21 protein-coding genes and 1 pseudogene are annotated in these 16398 nt (G+C 58.9%); 7 read left to right on the top strand and 15 right to left on the bottom strand.

Annotation, left to right across the window (positions count from 1 at the left end; all coding sequences use genetic code 11):
* The first annotated feature begins 195 nt into the window (after positions 1-195).
* Together rssB and rssC are read left to right on the top strand one after the other, a co-directional pair.
* Positions 196-1380: a two-component system response regulator RssB gene (gene rssB / locus APT59_RS11215; protein WP_059314914.1), complete on the top strand. Its 1185-nt coding sequence runs from the start codon at positions 196-198 to the stop codon at positions 1378-1380.
* Complete coding sequence (gene rssC, locus APT59_RS11210) at positions 1377-1859, top strand: anti-sigma factor antagonist RssC (RefSeq protein ID WP_059314913.1); 483 nt, start codon at positions 1377-1379, stop codon at positions 1857-1859. The genes rssB and rssC overlap by 4 nt, the downstream gene beginning before the upstream one ends.
* Before the next feature lie 12 nt (positions 1860-1871).
* Here the strand turns inward: rssC and tal are convergent, their stop codons facing one another.
* Together tal and dusA are read right to left on the bottom strand one after the other, a co-directional pair.
* Positions 1872-2798, bottom strand: coding sequence for a transaldolase (gene tal, locus APT59_RS11205; RefSeq protein WP_059314912.1), 927 nt, complete (start codon positions 2796-2798; stop codon positions 1872-1874).
* Between the two features lie 47 nt (positions 2799-2845).
* On the bottom strand, positions 2846-3856 hold the full coding sequence (gene dusA / locus APT59_RS11200; RefSeq protein ID WP_059314911.1) for a tRNA dihydrouridine(20/20a) synthase DusA: 1011 nt from the start codon (positions 3854-3856) through the stop codon (positions 2846-2848).
* A gap of 102 nt (positions 3857-3958) precedes the next feature.
* On the opposite strand from dusA, the gene APT59_RS11195 reads away from it, so the two are divergent.
* Positions 3959-5077, top strand: coding sequence for a tyrosine-type recombinase/integrase (locus APT59_RS11195; RefSeq protein WP_059314910.1), 1119 nt, complete (start codon positions 3959-3961; stop codon positions 5075-5077).
* Here the strand turns inward: APT59_RS11195 and APT59_RS11190 are convergent.
* The 8 genes from APT59_RS11190 to APT59_RS11155 form a co-directional block, all read right to left on the bottom strand.
* Positions 5074-5343, bottom strand: coding sequence for a pyocin activator PrtN family protein (locus APT59_RS11190; RefSeq protein WP_027599424.1), 270 nt, complete (start codon positions 5341-5343; stop codon positions 5074-5076). The genes APT59_RS11195 and APT59_RS11190 overlap by 4 nt on opposite strands.
* Positions 5340-5582: a hypothetical protein gene (locus APT59_RS11185; protein WP_059314909.1), complete on the bottom strand. Its 243-nt coding sequence runs from the start codon at positions 5580-5582 to the stop codon at positions 5340-5342. Before APT59_RS11185 ends, APT59_RS11190 begins: the two co-directional genes overlap by 4 nt.
* A gap of 71 nt (positions 5583-5653) precedes the next feature.
* Positions 5654-8491, bottom strand: coding sequence for a toprim domain-containing protein (locus APT59_RS11180; protein ID WP_082696333.1), 2838 nt, complete (start codon positions 8489-8491; stop codon positions 5654-5656).
* 2 nt (positions 8492-8493) lie between these two features.
* The gene (locus tag APT59_RS11175; protein ID WP_027599422.1) at positions 8494-8733 is read right to left on the bottom strand and encodes a hypothetical protein; all 240 of its coding nucleotides are present in this window, start codon (positions 8731-8733) and stop codon (positions 8494-8496) included.
* Between the two features lie 74 nt (positions 8734-8807).
* The gene (locus APT59_RS11170) at positions 8808-9164 is read right to left on the bottom strand and encodes a hypothetical protein (RefSeq protein WP_027599421.1); all 357 of its coding nucleotides are present in this window, start codon (positions 9162-9164) and stop codon (positions 8808-8810) included.
* Complete coding sequence (locus tag APT59_RS11165; RefSeq protein WP_027599420.1) at positions 9161-9514, bottom strand: hypothetical protein; 354 nt, start codon at positions 9512-9514, stop codon at positions 9161-9163. Before APT59_RS11165 ends, APT59_RS11170 begins: the two co-directional genes overlap by 4 nt.
* 105 nt (positions 9515-9619) lie before the next feature.
* Positions 9620-10102, bottom strand: coding sequence for a YmfL family putative regulatory protein (locus tag APT59_RS11160; RefSeq protein ID WP_027599419.1), 483 nt, complete (start codon positions 10100-10102; stop codon positions 9620-9622).
* A complete protein-coding gene (locus APT59_RS11155; protein WP_059314908.1) occupies positions 10099-10347 on the bottom strand; it encodes a hypothetical protein in 249 nt (82 codons plus the stop codon). Before APT59_RS11155 ends, APT59_RS11160 begins: the two co-directional genes overlap by 4 nt.
* An 81-nt stretch (positions 10348-10428) precedes the next feature.
* On the opposite strand from APT59_RS11155, the gene APT59_RS11150 reads away from it, so the two are divergent.
* From APT59_RS11150 to APT59_RS11140, 3 genes are all read left to right on the top strand, one after another.
* Positions 10429-10779 (top strand): helix-turn-helix domain-containing protein, encoded by a 351-nt coding sequence (locus tag APT59_RS11150; RefSeq protein ID WP_027599417.1) that lies wholly within the window; start codon positions 10429-10431, stop codon positions 10777-10779.
* A gap of 122 nt (positions 10780-10901) precedes the next feature.
* Entirely contained in the window at positions 10902-11126 is a 225-nt protein-coding gene (locus APT59_RS11145; RefSeq protein ID WP_027599416.1) for a hypothetical protein, read from the top strand.
* A gap of 424 nt (positions 11127-11550) precedes the next feature.
* Positions 11551-12642, top strand: coding sequence for a DUF4238 domain-containing protein (locus tag APT59_RS11140; protein ID WP_059314907.1), 1092 nt, complete (start codon positions 11551-11553; stop codon positions 12640-12642).
* Between the two features lie 155 nt (positions 12643-12797).
* On the opposite strand, the gene APT59_RS22435 is transcribed toward APT59_RS11140, so the two are convergent.
* The 3 genes and pseudogenes from APT59_RS22435 to imm45 all read right to left on the bottom strand — a co-directional run bounded on the left by APT59_RS22435 (position 12798) and on the right by imm45 (position 14284).
* Positions 12798-13574 (bottom strand): hypothetical protein, encoded by a 777-nt coding sequence (locus tag APT59_RS22435; RefSeq protein ID WP_156428950.1) that lies wholly within the window; start codon positions 13572-13574, stop codon positions 12798-12800.
* 148 nt (positions 13575-13722) lie between these two features.
* Positions 13723-13962 (bottom strand): annotated as a pseudogene (locus APT59_RS11135) (phage late control D family protein); the annotation flags it as partial.
* A gap of 31 nt (positions 13963-13993) precedes the next feature.
* Complete coding sequence (gene imm45 / locus APT59_RS22180) at positions 13994-14284, bottom strand: Imm45 family immunity protein (protein WP_237140611.1); 291 nt, start codon at positions 14282-14284, stop codon at positions 13994-13996.
* A 155-nt stretch (positions 14285-14439) separates the two neighbouring features.
* On the opposite strand from imm45, the gene APT59_RS11130 reads away from it, so the two are divergent.
* Positions 14440-14844, top strand: coding sequence for a DUF4113 domain-containing protein (locus tag APT59_RS11130; protein ID WP_051398751.1), 405 nt, complete (start codon positions 14440-14442; stop codon positions 14842-14844).
* A 47-nt stretch (positions 14845-14891) separates the two neighbouring features.
* Here APT59_RS11130 and APT59_RS22430 read toward each other — a convergent pair whose 3' ends face one another.
* On the bottom strand, positions 14892-15599 hold the full coding sequence (locus APT59_RS22430; protein WP_156428949.1) for a hypothetical protein: 708 nt from the start codon (positions 15597-15599) through the stop codon (positions 14892-14894).
* Positions 15592-16395: a hypothetical protein gene (locus tag APT59_RS22425; RefSeq protein ID WP_156428948.1), complete on the bottom strand. Its 804-nt coding sequence runs from the start codon at positions 16393-16395 to the stop codon at positions 15592-15594. Before APT59_RS22425 ends, APT59_RS22430 begins: the two co-directional genes overlap by 8 nt.
* Between the last annotated feature and the right edge of the window lie 3 nt (positions 16396-16398).

Below are 16398 nucleotides of genomic sequence, written 5' to 3'. Positions count from 1 at the left end.
ACTGCTTGGGAGGATGGATGGCGGTGTGCTGGAGGTATAAACTCATGAACGGCACCCTGTAAAGAAATTCCATCCGGTTGGCAAGCTTGAACGCCCCGGTGGATGGGAGTAGTGTCTCCGCCGTGTCGTAATCACCGTGGCCCGTGTCGGATCGTGTCCGCCGGTTTGCCGTTCGGGTGCATGCCTGGATCCTCTATGTCTAATTCGCCTGCCACGCTCTTGATCATTGACGATGACGAGGTGGTTCGCCTCAGTCTCGCCGACTATCTCGAAGACAGTGGCTTCAATGTCCTGCAAGCCAGCAATGGTCAGCAGGGCCTAGAGATGTTCGAGCGCGAACAGCCTGACCTCATTATCTGCGACCTGCGCATGCCGCAGGTCGACGGGCTGACGCTGCTGCGCCGCATCAGTGAGCTGTCCATCGATACGCCCGTGCTGGTGCTGTCCGGCGCCGGCGTCATGAGCGACGTCGTGGAAGCCCTGCGGCTAGGCGCGGCCGATTACCTGATCAAGCCACTTGAAGACCTGATGGTGCTCGAGCACTCGGTCAATCGGGCCCTGGATCGCGCCCGCCTGCGCCTGGAAAACGATCGCTATCGGGTCAAGCTGGAAAACACCAATCGCGAGCTGCAGGCCAGCCTGAGCCTGTTGCAGGAAGACCAGAACGCCGGGCGCCACGTGCAGATGAACATGCTGCCAGTGACGCCTTGGGAGACCGAGGGGCTGAACTTCGCCCACGAAATCATCCCCTCGCTCTATCTGTCCGGCGATTTCGTCGACTACTTTCGCATCGACGAACACCGGGTCGCTTTCTACCTGGCCGACGTCTCCGGTCATGGCGCCTCGTCGGCCTTCGTGACCGTGTTGCTCAAGTTCATGACCACGCGCCTGCTCTATGAGTCCAAGCGCAACGGCACGCTGCCCGAATTCAAGCCGTCGGATGTGCTCGGTCACATCAACAGGGGTCTACTGGATTGCAAATTGGGCAAGCACGTGACCATGCTGGGTGGCGTCATCGACGAAACCACGGGTACCCTGGCGTACAGCATCGGTGGCCATCTGCCTTTGCCTGTCCTGCACACGCCGGAAGAAACCCGCTTCCTGCTGGGCAAGGGGCTGCCGGTCGGCCTGTTCCAGGAGGCCACCTACAATGACCACCAGATGGCCTTGCCCGAGCGTTTCAGCCTGACCCTCTTTTCGGATGGCATCTTCGATCTGCTGCCGGGAGACAATTTGAAAGAGAAAGAACACAGCTTGCCCGACTACGTCCGCCGTGCTGGCGGTACACTGGCAGGCCTTAGCGAAGCCCTGGATCTGGCATCCGTTACCGAGATGCCTGACGATATCGCTTTGCTGGTGTTGAGCAGGAACCTGGCATGAGCACCGGAAAAATCCAATTTGCCGAGCAGGACGGTACCTTCGTCCTGAAGTTTACCGGCGAGGTGCGTCTGACCCTCTGCTCGGCGTTGGACGCGACCATCGAGCACATCTTCTCGTCGTTGAATTTCTCGTCCATCGTCATCGACCTGACGGAGACGCAGAGCATCGACAGCACCACCCTGGGCCTGCTGGCCAAGCTGTCGATCCTGTCACGGCAGCGCATCGGGCTATTGCCCATGCTGACCACGAACAACCCGGACATCCTGCGGCTGCTGGATTCCATGGGCTTCGATCAGGTGTTCAATATCGTCGAAACCGTAGTGCCTTGCCCGGACTGCCTGACCGATCTGCCACCGCAGGATCAGTCAGAAGCCGAGGTACGCAGTCGTGTGCTTGAAGCCCACCGGGTGTTGATGGGCCTCAATGAATCCAACCGCAACGCCTTTCGCGATCTGGTCAGTGCCCTCGAAAGGCACTGACCGCGCTATCACTCAGCGCTTGCCGGGCAGCAACACTTCCAGCTTTTCCTGATCCCGCGCGAACTGGCGAATGCCTTCGGCCAGCTTTTCGGTGGCCATGGCGTCTTCGTTGTGTGCCCAGCGGAAGGCAGGTTCGTTCAGCTGCTGCTTGGGCTCACCACCACTGGTGTCGGTGGTTAGCAGGCGGGGCAGGTCGCCCTGGGCGTCCGACAGCTGCTGCAGCAGTTCGGGGCTGATGGTCAGGCGGTCGCAGCCGGCCAGCTGTTCGATCTGGTTCAGGTTGCGGAAGCTGGCACCCATCACCACGGTGTCGTAGCCATTGGCCTTGTAGTATTGGTAGATGCGAGTCACGGACTTCACGCCCGGGTCTTCGGCGCCTTCGTAGTCACGGCCTTCGGCCTTCTTGTACCAGTCGTAGATGCGACCGACGAAGGGCGAGATCAGGAACACGCCGGCATCGGCGCAGGCCGCAGCCTGGGCGAAGGAGAACAGCAGGGTCAGGTTGGTCTGGATGCCTTCCTTCTCCAGTTGCTCGGCGGCGCGGATGCCTTCCCAGGTGGAGGCGATCTTGATCAGTACGCGGTCCTTGCCGATGCCGGCCTTCTCGTACAGCTCGATCAGACGATGGGCACGGTCCAGGGTGGCGCCGGTGTCGAACGACAGGCGTGCGTCCACCTCGGTGGAGATGCGCCCGGGGATCAGCTTGAGGATCTCGCCACCGACGGCCACGGCGAATCGATCGCAGGCGAGGCCGATGTCGCCACCCGCGCCACTGAAGGCAGCCTGCAGATGTTCTTCATAGCGGGGCAGGGCAGCAGCCTTGAGCAGCAGCGAGGGGTTGGTCGTGGCGTCGTAGGGCTTGAGACGGGCGATGGCGTCCAGATCGCCGGTATCGGCGACGACCGTGGTGTATTGCTTGAGTTGTTCCAGCTTGCTCATGGCAGGTCTTTCCTTCGGTTAGCGAATGGACATCGTGGAGACGTGACTCAGTGACCTCTGAGAAGTTCAGTGGCCTCGTCATACAGGCGCAGCGGTTCAGGGCTGCGATGCAGATCGGTTGACAGCAATTGGCGGAAGCGCCGCGCGCCGGGAAACCCCTGCGCCAGACCCAGGACGTGGCGAGTGACGTGATGAATGACGCCCCCCTGTTGCAGGTGCGCCTCGACATAGGGCCGCAGTTGCAGCATCACTTCATGACGGGTGAGTTGCGGACGATCGCAGCCGTAGAGCGCCACATCCACTTCGGCCAACAGATAGGGGTTCTGATAGGCCTCGCGACCCAGCATCACCCCATCGAAGACCTCCAACTGCTCCCGGCAGGTATCCAGGGTCTTGATGCCGCCATTGAGAATGAACTCGAGATCCGGAAAATCCTGCACCAGCTGTGCTGCCACGTCGTAGCGCAGCGGCGGAATCTCGCGATTCTGCTTGGGCGACAGGCCCTCCAGGATGGCGATGCGCGCATGCACGGTAAAGCTGCGGCAACCGGCCTCCGCGACCTGGCCGACGAAGTCCCGCAGGGCCTCGTAGCTGTCTCGCCCGGAGATGCCGATGCGGTGCTTGACCGTCACCGGAATGGCCACGGCATCGCGCATCGCCTTGACGCTGTCAGCCACTCGCTCGGGATAGGCCATCAGGCAGGCGCCGATCATGTTGTTCTGCACGCGATCACTGGGGCAGCCAACGTTCAGGTTGATCTCGTCATAACCCACCTGCTCACCCAGCCGCGCTGCGGCGGCCAGTTCAGCCGGCACGCTGCCACCCAGCTGTAGCGCCAGGGGATGCTCGGTCTCGTCATGGCTCAGAAACCGCTGGGCATCGCCATGCAGCAAGGCACCGGTAGTGACCATTTCGGTATAGAGCAGGGCGTGCTGGGACAGCAGGCGATGGAAATAACGGCAGTGACGGTCCGTCCAGTCCATCATGGGCGCCACGGAAAAGCGGCGGGACGGCTCAGGGCGCGTGGTTGCTGGGTTTGAGGCGGTTTCGGCAAGCATCTCGGTACGTCTGTTCTAGGCTCGTTTTGCTACATTTCAGACGGTTTTTAGAGGTGCGTTGCTACAATGTAGCAATCGCAAACGGTCATGTAGCAAATCGAAATGGGGACGATAACGTCACGCCGCCGGAAGGATGGCAGCACGGGCTATACGGCCCAACTCCGCATCATGCGGGATGGAGTTCGAGTCTATCAGGAAAGCCAGACTTTCGACCGGAAGCAGACCGCGCAGGCGTGGCTGAAAAAGCGAGAAACTGAGCTTGCCCAGCCAGGTGCCTTGGAGCGTGCGAAGCGGAAGGGATCGACTGTTCAACAGATGATCGCCCGCTACGTGGAGCAGTTCGGTACTACGCTCGGCCGGACCAAGGAGGCAACGCTGAGGGCCATTGGCGAGACGTGGCTCGGTGACCTGGAGGACCGCGAGCTTAGCAGCCAGCGTCTGGTGGAATATGGCCAGTGGCGCATGGGCTCCGAAGGCGGTGGGGTACAGGCGCAGACGGTGGGCAACGACCTTTCGCACCTGGCAGCTGTTCTGTCGATCGCTCGGCCGGCGTGGGGCTATGAGATCGATCCGCATGCCATGGCCGACGCCCGCCGGGTGCTCAAAAAAATGGGCATGATCAGCAAGAGCAAGGAGCGCGATCGGCGTCCCGAACCCCAGGAGCTGGATCAGCTGCTGGGGTACTTTTTCGAGATGCAGCGGCGCCGGCCGGCATCGATCAACATGCCCAAGGTGATCGCCTTCGCGATCTTCTCCACCCGCCGCCAGGAGGAGATCACGCGGATCCGCTGGGACGACCTGGACGAGCGCCGGCAGGCGGTGCTGGTGCGCGATATGAAGAACCCGGGGCAGAAGATCGGCAACCACGTCTGGTGCCATCTACCGGATGAGGCCTGGGCCATCCTGCAGTCGATGCCGCGGGAATGTGAGGAGATCTTCCCTTACAACGGTGACTCGATCTCGGCGTCGTTCACCAAGGCCTGCCAGTTCCTCAGCCTGCAGGACCTGCGCTTCCACGACCTGCGCCACGACGGGGTGAGCCGGCTGTTCGAGATGGACTGGGACATTCCGCGGGTGGCCAGCGTGTCGGGCCATCGGGACTGGAACTCGATGCGGCGCTATACGCACCTGAAAGGCCAGGGCGATCCCTATGCGGGATGGCCCTGGCTGGAGAGGATCATCGCGGCGCCAGTGGTGCTCGGCGCACGCGTGCCGCGCTAGCTCGCCCGGTTGTGCAGCTTGTCGTTCTCGCGGACAGCCCGCTCACGCTGCACGTCCAGGTAACGAGCCAGGTCCGTCAGGTGCACGCCCTGGGCGGCTTTCTGGCTGTTCTCAATCCGCACCAGCGGCAGGTCGATGACGCCCGCCACGATCTTGCTGCGCAGCTTGGCGGGCGTCAGGTGGCTGAAGTAGTCAGCGCAAAGACGCTCCAGCGGAATGACCGCCGCGCCTTGGTACTGAGCCATGAGTAGGAACGTCGTGTTCAATGGGCGCCTCCAGTGCGGTCCAGGGTCTGGTTGATGACGCTGGCGTCCTGGTCCGTGAGCGCGCCTAGCGTGTTGGCCATGCTGGCCAGGGCCAGCAGGTGGATGCGATCGCCCAGGGCATTGCTGACCTGGTAGCGGATCAGTGCCTCGCCAAGCAGGGCGGTGGCCCGGCAGCGGCGGACGAGGGTGGGGTGGAGCGTGATAGGCTGGTGAGTGCTGCTGCTCTGAGTCATTGGCATGATGAATCTCCAGGGGTGGTGGCAGGGCCTGGGGGAGTTGCCGCTCTCCCGGGCCTTTTCGTTTCTGTCTGTCAGCGGTTTCTGCTGGCCTTGTCCGCAGGTTGGTAGTGGGGATTGCTGAAGACCCAGCAGCGAACCTTGCTGGGCCGGTTGTCGAGCGGGGCGGCGGCGCGCTGCAGCTCGCGGATGCGGCTGTCGACGGCCTTGTTGTCGAGGTAGCGGAAGTGGCGGCTGTCCTTGAGCAGCTCGCGCAGAGTGCTCATGTCTGCCAGGCGCTGGCGGTGCTCGGCAGCGCGCTCGATGAATTCGTTGAGGTTGATGGCCACCTCAGCCGGGTTTTTGCTGTGGTTGACGACCGGGTGCTCGCTGAGCGATTGCAGGTAGTCGTAGACCTGCCAGAACTCGGTCACGACCGGGTTATCCGCGCTGATGGCCGCCTGGCGGTCCAGGGCGATGCGGACCATGGTGCGCTGGGTCTGGCGGACCATGTCCTCGGGGATGGTCACCACCAAGGCAAGGCAGTCGAGCAGGGCAAGGAACATGGCGTGGTTCTTCACGATCCGCTCGATGCGCAGGTGGCCGACCAGGTCGCTCTGGCAACTGCTGCAGCGATGGCTGTCTCCGGTCAGGCGGGTGCCGCAGCAGAAGCAGGTGTCGCCCAGGCGGCGGAGCTTGGCCTCGTACTGCGGGAAGAGCTCGTGGAAGCGGGCTAAGACCTCGGCTTCCTTGCGGGTGGCCAGCAGCAGGAAGTGGCTCAGGGCCACGCCGTCCATGCGGCTCAGCGTGTCGGCCGCGGCCCGGCTCTCGTCGGTCAGCACCGGGCGGGTGAAGTGCAGCTTCACGATCCGGGTGAGGATGGCCTCGGAGGCGCTGACTGGAGCGTTCTGGCTGATGGCGATGGTGCCGCGGAACGGCGGCTCGTAGGTCTCGTTGCCCGCCGTTTTCATGCCGCGGGTGCGCAGGGTGCCGCCGCCGAAGAAGTCCTTCAGTTCGTCCCAGTCGAAGCTCTTGGCGTGGGCCTTCTCCGGGTCGTTGCGATCGCCCTCGATCAAGACGATGGGCATGCCGGCGACCTGGCCCATTGCGCGGCTGCGGCCCGCGGTGGATGACTTGGACGGGTCGAAGCCTTCGTAGCCGGCGCGGCCGAACAGCTTCCAGAGGAATGTCAGCAGCGTGGTCTTGCCGGCGCCGGCCTCGCCGGTGGCTTCCAGGAAGGGGAAGGACTGGTAGCGGGCGCGGATCTGCTCGGCGAACAGCGAGCCGAACCAGAAGGTGAGGGCGATGAGGCCGTTGGCGCCGAAGCAGGTCCAGAGCAGCGGCAGCCAGTCGCTGCGGTAGTCGCCGGCAGCGGGGTTGGGCTTGAGGCCAATGGTCTTCTGCAGGGTCTTGAGGCGCAGCTTGCCGAAGTCGAAGTAGTCCTCGTCGTTGACCTGGTGCAGCTGGCCCTCGCGCACTGCCAGGTCGCCGAAAACATAGCAGCCGTGCTCGCGGCTGTAGCCGACATAGTCCATGGTCTCCACGGTTTTCAGGCCGAAGAGCTGGTCCTTCATGATCTTGTCCAGCTGGGTGCCGCTGCCGGTGAAGACGGCGCCAGCGGCCATGCTGAGCAGGCGCTTCTTGAATTCGCTGGCGGCGGCGACCTGGGCGCCGGTGAAGGTGTTCTTCACCGGCGCGCCGTCGTGGGGAAACTCGACGCGGAAGTAGTACCAGGACTCGTCGGTAACCTCGTTGCGCTGGAAGTACAGCGCCTGGGGCGCGCAGTTGGCGATCTCGACCACGTTGCCGGCCAGGCGCATGGCCTTGTCGCGCTGCTGCTTGGTGGTCAGCTCGCGGTCTTCGTCGCGCTCGGATTCCTCGATGTGGGTGAGGGCCTTGTTGTACTTGTCCAGGTCGAGCTTGAACCAGTAGAGGCGGCTCTCGAAGGTGAAGTGGAATTCGTGGCGCTCGCGCCATTCGTACATCAGCACCGCCTTCTCGGCGGCGGTATCGGCCAGCAGCAAGGCGCCGTGGTACCGAGCCTCCTTGAGGTCCTGGTCGCGGCGGTCCTCGCGCTTACTGTCGTCCTGCTCGAAGGCCCAGCGTTGGTGCAGGTCGTTCCAATCGACCTTGCGGCTGCCCGGTTGCGGGATCTGCGCGGCCTCGCACTTGAAGCCCAGCTCGCGGGCTTGGCGGACCCAGCGGCGGGTATAGTGGTGGGCGCCGGGTTCGTTATCCAGGGCCCAGACCAGTTTCGGTAGCTTGCCCTGGCGCGCGCTGGCCAGCTCCTTGAGTGACTGCTCGGGGTAGGCGTTGCTGCTCATGGCCGAGACGGCAGCGATGCCGTGGTGGGTCAAGGCGATGGCGTCGAAGATGCCCTCGACGATCCAGAGCTCCTGAACCGTCTGCAGGTCCAGGCTCGGCGGGCACCACCAGACGCCGCGGTAGCTGGCCCCCGGCTGGAAGCGGGCCTTCTGTTTGCCGAAGCGCGAGGGTCGATCGATCAGCCGTTCCCAATAGCCGCCCTTGGCCAGCGGGAAGCGCACGGTGGCCGAGCCGAGGCCCTGGGTGCGATCCCAGTAGTTTTCCTGGCTGTACCAGCCCTTGATCAGACTCAGGTCGAAGCCGCGGGCGAACTGGAGGTAGCCGTCAGCGCTGGCAGCCGGCGCGTCGCTGGTGGGCTTGAAGCGCTCGGACCAGTCCTCGAACAGGTCGCTATAGAGCTCCTTGACGTGCCAGGTCTGGCCGCACTTCGACTCGCGTCCGCATTTGAGCACCCAGGGCGCGCGGTGATCGGTGAACAGCTCGCGCTTGTGGCAGGCCGGGCACTCGCCCTTGCGCATGTAGTTCGTCCCGGCGATGTGCCGCATCCCGAGGTCGCCCTCGAGGCGCTGCAGCACGTCGGCGCGGAGCTGGTGATCCATCGCGTACATGCTCAGCACTCCACCTGGGCGAGCTGAGCGCGGATCTGGGTGGCGGTCTGGTGGGCGGCGAGCATGGACGGGAAGCGGCGCAGGATGGCGGCGCGGCGCTTGTCGGTGTCCTCGATGCGGACATAGCGCGGCTCGTTCCAGTGCTGGTTGACGGTGTAATCGGCGCGGCCCTGGAGCCAGCGGGCGAAGGTTTCAGCGACCGCCGGCGGCAGCTCGATCTGGACGGGAAGGGTGTTCGGCATGGTGGGTCTCGCGGCAAAAAGGCGCAGTTCACCCATACCCACGCAAGGCGGGCATGGATCAGGCAGTCAGGGGGTTAGCGGGTGGCGCGCTGGGTGCCGGGGTCTTCGTCGATCAGGGCGTCGAAGATCTCCTGGACCGGGATGCGGTAGCGCAGGCCGGTGGCCGGGTTGACTAGGACGACGACGTCGCCGGTGCTGGAGTCGATGTCCAGAAAACGATGGCCCTTGAGGGCTTCGAGCTGATCATGGGCGCGGGCCACCAGGCGCTCGGCGGTGTGCTGGGGCACACCCATCAGCTGCAGGTGCTCGGCGGCGCAGGTGAGCAGGGACTGGCTGTGGCCCAGATGCTCGCACTCATGGCGGCGCAGGTAGGTCAGGGCAGCGGCCTGCATGGTGTCGAGGTAGTCAGCGGGGTGGTTGGCGGTAGTCACGATGCGATGTCCTCTCTGGTGGGCTGCTGGGCTTCTTCCTGGTCGTCGAGCAGACCGAGCTGCTGTTCGCGGATGGCGAGATTGCTGGCGTATACCTTCTGCGCCATGGCGTTGAGGTGGCTGGTGCTGGGCGGCAGCTCGCAGGCCGGCGCGTTGGGCAGGCCGCTGGGGCTGGCCAGGTGGGTCAGCTCGGTGTGGGCGTAGAACGACGCGCTGCAGGGCGCGAAGTGACACTGGAATACCTGCTGGCGCAGGAATACGTGGGCGAACCAGCTGGTCCGGCAAACCAGGGGCGCACCGCAGAAGCAGCACCAGAACTGCCCCTTCTTCTGTTTCTTGAACAACGCCATTTCTCTTCCCTGCCGCCTGTAGCGGCTCCGGCTGAGCCGGGTTCTGGCGCTCCGCGCCGACTTCGTGCCCGCCGTCCTGGCAGGCTTTCAGGGTGTGTCTTGTGGCTAGTGCTTGCGGCCGCTGCTTCTCGCCGCATGCAGCGTGATCACCGCCCAGACCTCTTCCTCGCGCGCCGCCAGGTGCCGGCGGTGGGCGCCGAGGATCTGGACGACTTCCTTCTCATCAATGACGCCGTCTTCCAGCGCCTGGCCGATGATCTGGTCCACCAGCCCGCGCTTGACGGCGGTCTTCACGGAGCGGGCGTAGAGATCCAGGTTGTCCAGGTCGCCGACCTCGGCCTGGCGCACGAAGAAGCCGCCGTACTGAGCCGCGAGGTAGTCCACCAAGTAGGTGGTGCCGGTCTCCTGCTCCAGCAGCAGGATCTGCTGGTCATTGAGCGGGCGGCAGCCGGCGGTCTCGTAGGCGTGGTTGTCGAATTTCTTGAGTGGTAGGCCGAGGCGGGCGGCGGCGCATTCACGACCGCCCGGGTAGGCGCAGATCACGGCGCTGATGACTTGGCGGCGGGTCTCTAGGGCAGGGCGTTTCATCTTCCAGTTTCTCCCTGGGCCAGTGGTCCGTACTGTTCTGCCTTAGCGGTGGCTACCTCTCCATCCTTGATGCCCAGCAGTACCGCAGCGCGGTGCGCCATGCCTCTTTTTCCCTTCTTCTTGCCTGCCAGTACCTGGTACACGGTGAAAGCATCAAGGTCATGCTCGCGGCAAAAGTCCGCGATGCTCCTGCCCTCGCGCTCCAAGACCTCGCGTGCTTGTGCCGGCGTGCGTAGCGCTGTCATAGTTCAAATTCGTTCAAATGAGTTAAGTCAGGCGAACTGTATCACTCAAATGAGTTAAGTCAACAGGGTAAGTCTATTCAAATGAGTTCAATCGGCAGCCGGTTGAAGGAGGAGCGCGAGCGCCTCGGCATGTCTCAGGGGGTTTTCGGCGAAATCGGCGGCGTGAAGACAAACGCCCAAGTGAAGTATGAGAAGGATGAGCGGAGTCCTGACGCTCTGTATCTGGAAGCGCTATCCCGCGCAGGTGTGGATGTGTCCTTCGTCATCACGGGACAACGCTCTACTGCCATCAGTGAAGCCTCTGTCGGGCCGCTAGAGGCGGAGATTCTTCTCTACGTCAGAGGTATGTCCGACTACAACAAAGAGTCGGTGCGCCGTATGGCTTTTGCCATGGCTGCGGCGGATGGCAGCCTAGACTCCGATAAGCCCTGAAGGCCTCAAAAAGAAACGCGAAAGCCCAGCCCAGAGCTGGGCTTTTTGGCCTTCGGCGGTTGGCGACCTGCATCACAAAATGTACTGTACTTGCATACAGTAACAAGGAGTGTGCAGTACCTATGGAACAGCTCAAGCAAGCCCCTTTCATGATCTCTGGTCGACAACCCGTGCCTTCGGCCGCCTGTGAATACGAGGCGCAACTGCTGGAGGCTGTAAGGGTGCTATCCCGAGATGATCAGCAACGGGTTTATCTGCTTGTGCTGGACCTGGCCAGGGTCAGCGGGCCACTGATGCGTAAGCGTTCAGCCTCTATGGAAACAGATGTCAGGCTGGGGGCGAAGTGATCCAGACGGGGAGGATACTGCGACTGGTTTCAAGGCACCTCTCTCACCGTCTGAGCTCCACTCGTCGCTTCGTCTGTTGGCCTATTTCTAATAGCGTCTCTTATACTGTTTATACGTACAGTATAAAGGTGCCACCATGGACGCTTTTCAGACACGGGTTCGCAGACTCGCCCAGCTCGCGCTTTCCCAGGCACGGTTGAAGATCACCGGCTTTCAGAGTTCGGCCGAGGATCATGCGCAGCTGCCAATCTCGATCGATGAGGCAATTGGCTGGGGCTCGATTTCAGTAGATTGTGGAAGGCCGCTACCGACCCATAGCAGACCTTCGTCGAGGTCTGCATACGGCCAAAAGAGGAAGCTTAAGTAGTCTAAAGAAGCATGGAGAATCGCAATTATCAAACAACAGTCGTACCGACATCACTACGTGCCCCAGTGGTATCAGAGGGGATTTCTTCTACAGGGTAATACCGCGTTCAAAATACTGGATTTGCGGCCCGAGATTTTCCGCGATGCTAAAGGAGCGATTGTCGGTCAAGCGCGTGCAATTCTAACCAAGGGGCCAGATGCTTGGTTTTTTGAGCGGGATCTATACACCACCCGCGTGCTGGGCGAACCGAATGATGACATCGAAAGATTTCTGTTTGGATCAATAGACAGAACGGGGAAGGAGGCAATTCAGGCGTTACTCGAACGTGACTGGAACAAAGTGCACTTTACATACACCCAAATTTTCGAGTTCCTTGATGCCCTCCGATTGCGCACCCCTAAAGGCCTCCGATTCCTCCAGTCAACACTTGCGACGAAAAATCAGCAAGAACTCATGGTTCGCATGCAGGAAGTTCGCAGGATGCACTGTGTGATGTGGATGGAGGGCGCTATAGAGATTTTTGAAGCTGCCCAGTCAGAGACCAAGTTCATTTTTTCAGATCACCCCGTGACATTTTTCAATCCTCACGTTTTTCCGAAAGATCGTGCCATACCGGAAGGTTTAGACGTTCCCCAGCACTGGTTGGGAACCCAAACCTTAATTCCACTCGATAGCAACCACTTGATGGTAATCACACATAGGGAGTGGGGGCGCAAGCAAGGCGAACTTCGAGCTAGAAGATCACGCACCAATCCAAGACTTTTTGATAATCCGATAGTTACTTACGATGGAATTCAGAGAGGCAGAAAGCTTTCTGAGAAACAGGTGCGAGAGGTCAACTATATAATTAAAACCCGTGCAGAGCGATACATCGCGAGCTGCAACGAGCAAGACTTGTTCCCCGAACGCCATCTTGAAATTACTCTGTGGAGCAAGCTGGGAAGATTTTTGATGCCTCGAAACTATGCGACAGCGCTTCAGAGCGGTTTCATGACGGTAAAAATGAAGGACGGCTCTTACTATTTTCAAGATGAGTTTGGTCGGCGGCCGAACAGCAAAGCCGAATTTGATAAAGCGGTACAAGACGCTAAATCAATTGAGGAAAATATGAAGAGGGTGCTAGGCGAACGGTATAGCGGGAAAGAGTGAGAGGCTGCTTTCGGGTAAATAATTGATGAGGCGGGATCGCGCTCCGAGACAATTTTCGAGTTGTGTGGAGGTGCTGAAAAGATTCAAAAAGAACAAGCTTGTGTGGCTAAGCACGCGATGCCATGCTTGCGCTATCTGTGGAATTCTCCGCGTGCCTAAAGGCCCAGACGGCGCTTCTGCTCATCTGATAGCGGGTTTTCGACTGCATCTTTATAAGCCGCTTGGCATTTATCCCAAAATGCCCGATGAAACCATCTTAAAGCCTCTCCCGAAATCGGTAGTAATTTAGTCCAAAACCTATACCGAACCGCGCCTAGGCTGATTGAGCTAATGAAACGTGTAGGCCGTCTAGTCATCGAGTCTAGGGGGACGATTAGCCCCCCATGGGCTGCATACTTATGTTCACCGTACACTTCCCGGAAATCGAGATAGGTTGGATCCGAATCAATACTAAGACAAACAACATTACGGTCAACGTCACCAATGGCAAACCGACTGACATCCAACGGTCGAGGGCCGGAGGACTCCGCGACATGGCAGCATAACAGCTTTGAAAAATAGCGGAACACATTGAGATAGGCTTCGCTACCGATCTCATACTGGGGTAGGTCGAAAACTGAAGACGGATCCTCGCCTTTCAGGCAACGCTCTGATACCAGCGCATGAAACCTGTCGAACTCTCTATCGGCTGCTTGTGTTCTCGCTCCATTACACGTCGAGCACATCCGGGCGGTGAAGTGAAAAGCTTCGGATTTTGGGCCTTGCGCGGGACGTACAATGCTCTCGCCATCAAAAATTCCGATGACCATGCGATCGTTTCCGAAGATTTTTCGCAAGGCAGATGCTTTGATCTTGTGTTCACCAGTTAGCGACTCACCAGATCCACACAAGCAACACATCTTCGCCTGATACGACTCAAAGAATACTCCCACCTAGGTCTCCTTCGAAAACGAGAGTAAATGACGTTAGCACTTCGCGGCCAACGGCATCTACGCTTCATCAGTCGGACAGTCATTTTTGGCCACATGCCGCCCGGTGCGAAGGTCAGCTATGGGTCGACAGCGGCCATTTGCATCGGATCTCGCCGACCAGGTTGGCGACTAAGTCCTCAGGCAGCTTGGCCTCCAGCTCTAGCCGGGTGGTGTAGCCGCCTTCCGCGGTGAGGTTTTGCTGCACGTTCCGCCCGTACCAGATGATGGCGTCGATCTCAGCCTTCACGTCCTGCAGGGGGTAGGTCAGCTCAGGCATGAGCTCAGGCCGGCCCAAGGCGAGCTGGTAGGTGAGGATGGAGGTACCGCGCCGCAGGCGGTTCCACGTGGCTAGGTATTTAGAGAGCCCGTGCCTAGGCCTTCTATGCCATCCCATGGGCGCGAACACTGACGCCTGGCCCATAGCCCTCATAGACGGCTACCTGCGATACATCGCAGTCTGGATAGATCCACTTGGCCCAGTTTGCTATTACCCAGTCCTTGCTCAGCCCACACGTACCATGGTTGCTCTCGGCAGGTAGACGGAGCAGGGTCAAGCCAGCTTTATAGCCGGTGGTAACCATCAACCCAAAACGGCGGTCTTCTTCCAGCGTCTCAAAAACCATGAAATCTACCGTTTCTTCGTACGGGTATTTCCCTGGAACCCTAAACACGCTTCCACGCTGAAAAGCATCGCTAATGCAATCTATAAGCTTGATCACTGGCTTCCATTCCGTCCTGCGGACTAGGGAGTGTGCCTCATAGGATGTGCCGCAACCTAGGTGGCCCGAACAGCCGAGAAGCTCCAGGAGCAGGGGCGCTGTGCACCATGCTGCTGGTGAGCGTGCAAACCGGCCAGCACGAACCCGAGGAACGCCGTTACCACCGCAGCCTGGGCATCCAGCTCGCGCATCCGAACGATACCCGCATCCTGGTGCAGTCCGCCCTGGCCGGCTTGGACCCCATCTATCGCGAGGGCTACGCCTATTCGAAGTGCGCGGTGGTGCTGGGCAGCATCGTGCAGACGGACGAGTTCACGCCGGATCTCTCCGCCCCGGCCGGGCAGGGGCAGCCCAGCGAGCTGATGCAGGTGGTGGACCGGATCAATGCCCGGTACGGGCAGGCGGCGCTGCACGTGGGGCGGATGCCTGCCGATCCGGGGTGGCAGATGCGGCGGGAGCTGCTGTCGCGGGGGTATACGACGCGGTGGGGGGAGCTGCCGCGGGCGGGATGATAGGTATGCTGAATCATCGATGCCTTATAAGCTAGATAATCAGATTATCATGCATAGGCTTTAATTAGTTTATCAATGCTTTTTCTTTCGAAAAAACCGCACTCCCGATATGGTTTTAGTATGGGCCATTCCATATGGTTTTCAGCTATACATATTATGTAGTTTAAATGTGTTGGTATAAGTCTATTTAAAATGGATATATACTTTTCGGACGAGCCTTCAGGTGCGTTATTTTTTATGAAGTCGTAAAGGATAGAGAAATTTTTTATAACATTGAAGCAGATGTCGTTGTGGTCGGAATCAAGGTGGGCGAATAGCTCGCCAGGATCCATTCCTCTCGATTTTAAAAATTGAAAATTCTTTTCAATTTCCTCGAAGGCTTTTGATCCTTTGATCGACCGTCCATTTTTTACTATTTCAGTGCTGGAAAAGTCATTTAGACACATGTTGACGATATTGAAAAATGAGGTTTCAAATATCTGAATAGCTGCAGTTTTTGTTTGTTGACGTAGCGCCTCTCTAGCCTCTTTGCTTTCCTCTCTTGCAAGTTTTGCTGCGTGGGATTGGACCACAAATGTTTCGACCAATACAATTGTCGAGATAAAAGTTAGTATTGGATTTATATTTCCGCCGATAAAGTCGCCGAGCGGCCCAAGTTCAGATGGCTCAGGTATGTGTGGGTTTAGGATAAAATAAAAGCTATATGCGGCAATAATTAGGGTTAGTATTGCCGCTATGAAAATAGACTTAGTCATCTATCGATGATACGTCGTGCAGGAAGAAAAATTTAGTCATCCCATTATTTAACGTGACTCTGGTGACTTCGACTCTAACTGGCTCGAATCGCCCTGCCGCTACTCCGTAAAGGCTTCTGGCTAGCTCTCTTTTCTTGTCAGTTCTGAGTGGGTTTGCAGGAACAAAACTGAAGGACTCATCATCTAGGCCGGCAATGAGACGTCCAGTTGCTGTGCGGCCATTAAAGCGACTTATACCCACAATAAGGGTTTCCCTTTCGTCGCTCATTATTTCCTCTTCGAGATAAGAGAGGGTCTGCTGGTTGAAAGTCGCTATAGGCGTTTGGGCAGCATAGAGAGTTGCCTTGTAGCCTTGGTTTTTGATGGGCGCGTGCACATCTTTTAGCGATGTTGAGATTCGATGGCTAATATCTTCGCTAAAATACATATCAGCGAAATTTCTGATGGCGGTTCGCCTGGTCAGATCGATATTGTTTCCTATAACTTCATTTATGGATTTTTTGAGAATTTCAATATAGCTTCGAGGGGTTATTTCGTTGATTCTTCTTATTGTTCTTTCAGTGTTGAATATAACTTTGAAGCGCTGCTTGAAAGATCCTTCGAAGCTTGTTTTGAATTCATTCTTGAAACCCTTTGCAGCTGTGGTTTTTTTTATAAAATGCTTGTTTACAATTCCGTGGGTTGCAATGGCTATTACTTCTGAAAGACCTTGCATGGATTTTGATCCATGATACATGTCAAGGCCATCAAATTCTTCAACTTCGGAGTCATATTTTATTGAAAAATCGAATTCCATTTC

Source organism: Pseudomonas oryzihabitans, from assembly GCF_001518815.1.
In the GTDB taxonomy this organism is placed as follows: domain Bacteria; phylum Pseudomonadota; class Gammaproteobacteria; order Pseudomonadales; family Pseudomonadaceae; genus Chryseomonas; species Chryseomonas oryzihabitans_E.
Note: the sequence above shows the minus strand (reverse complement) of the source record. Positions and strands in the feature narration are given on the sequence as shown.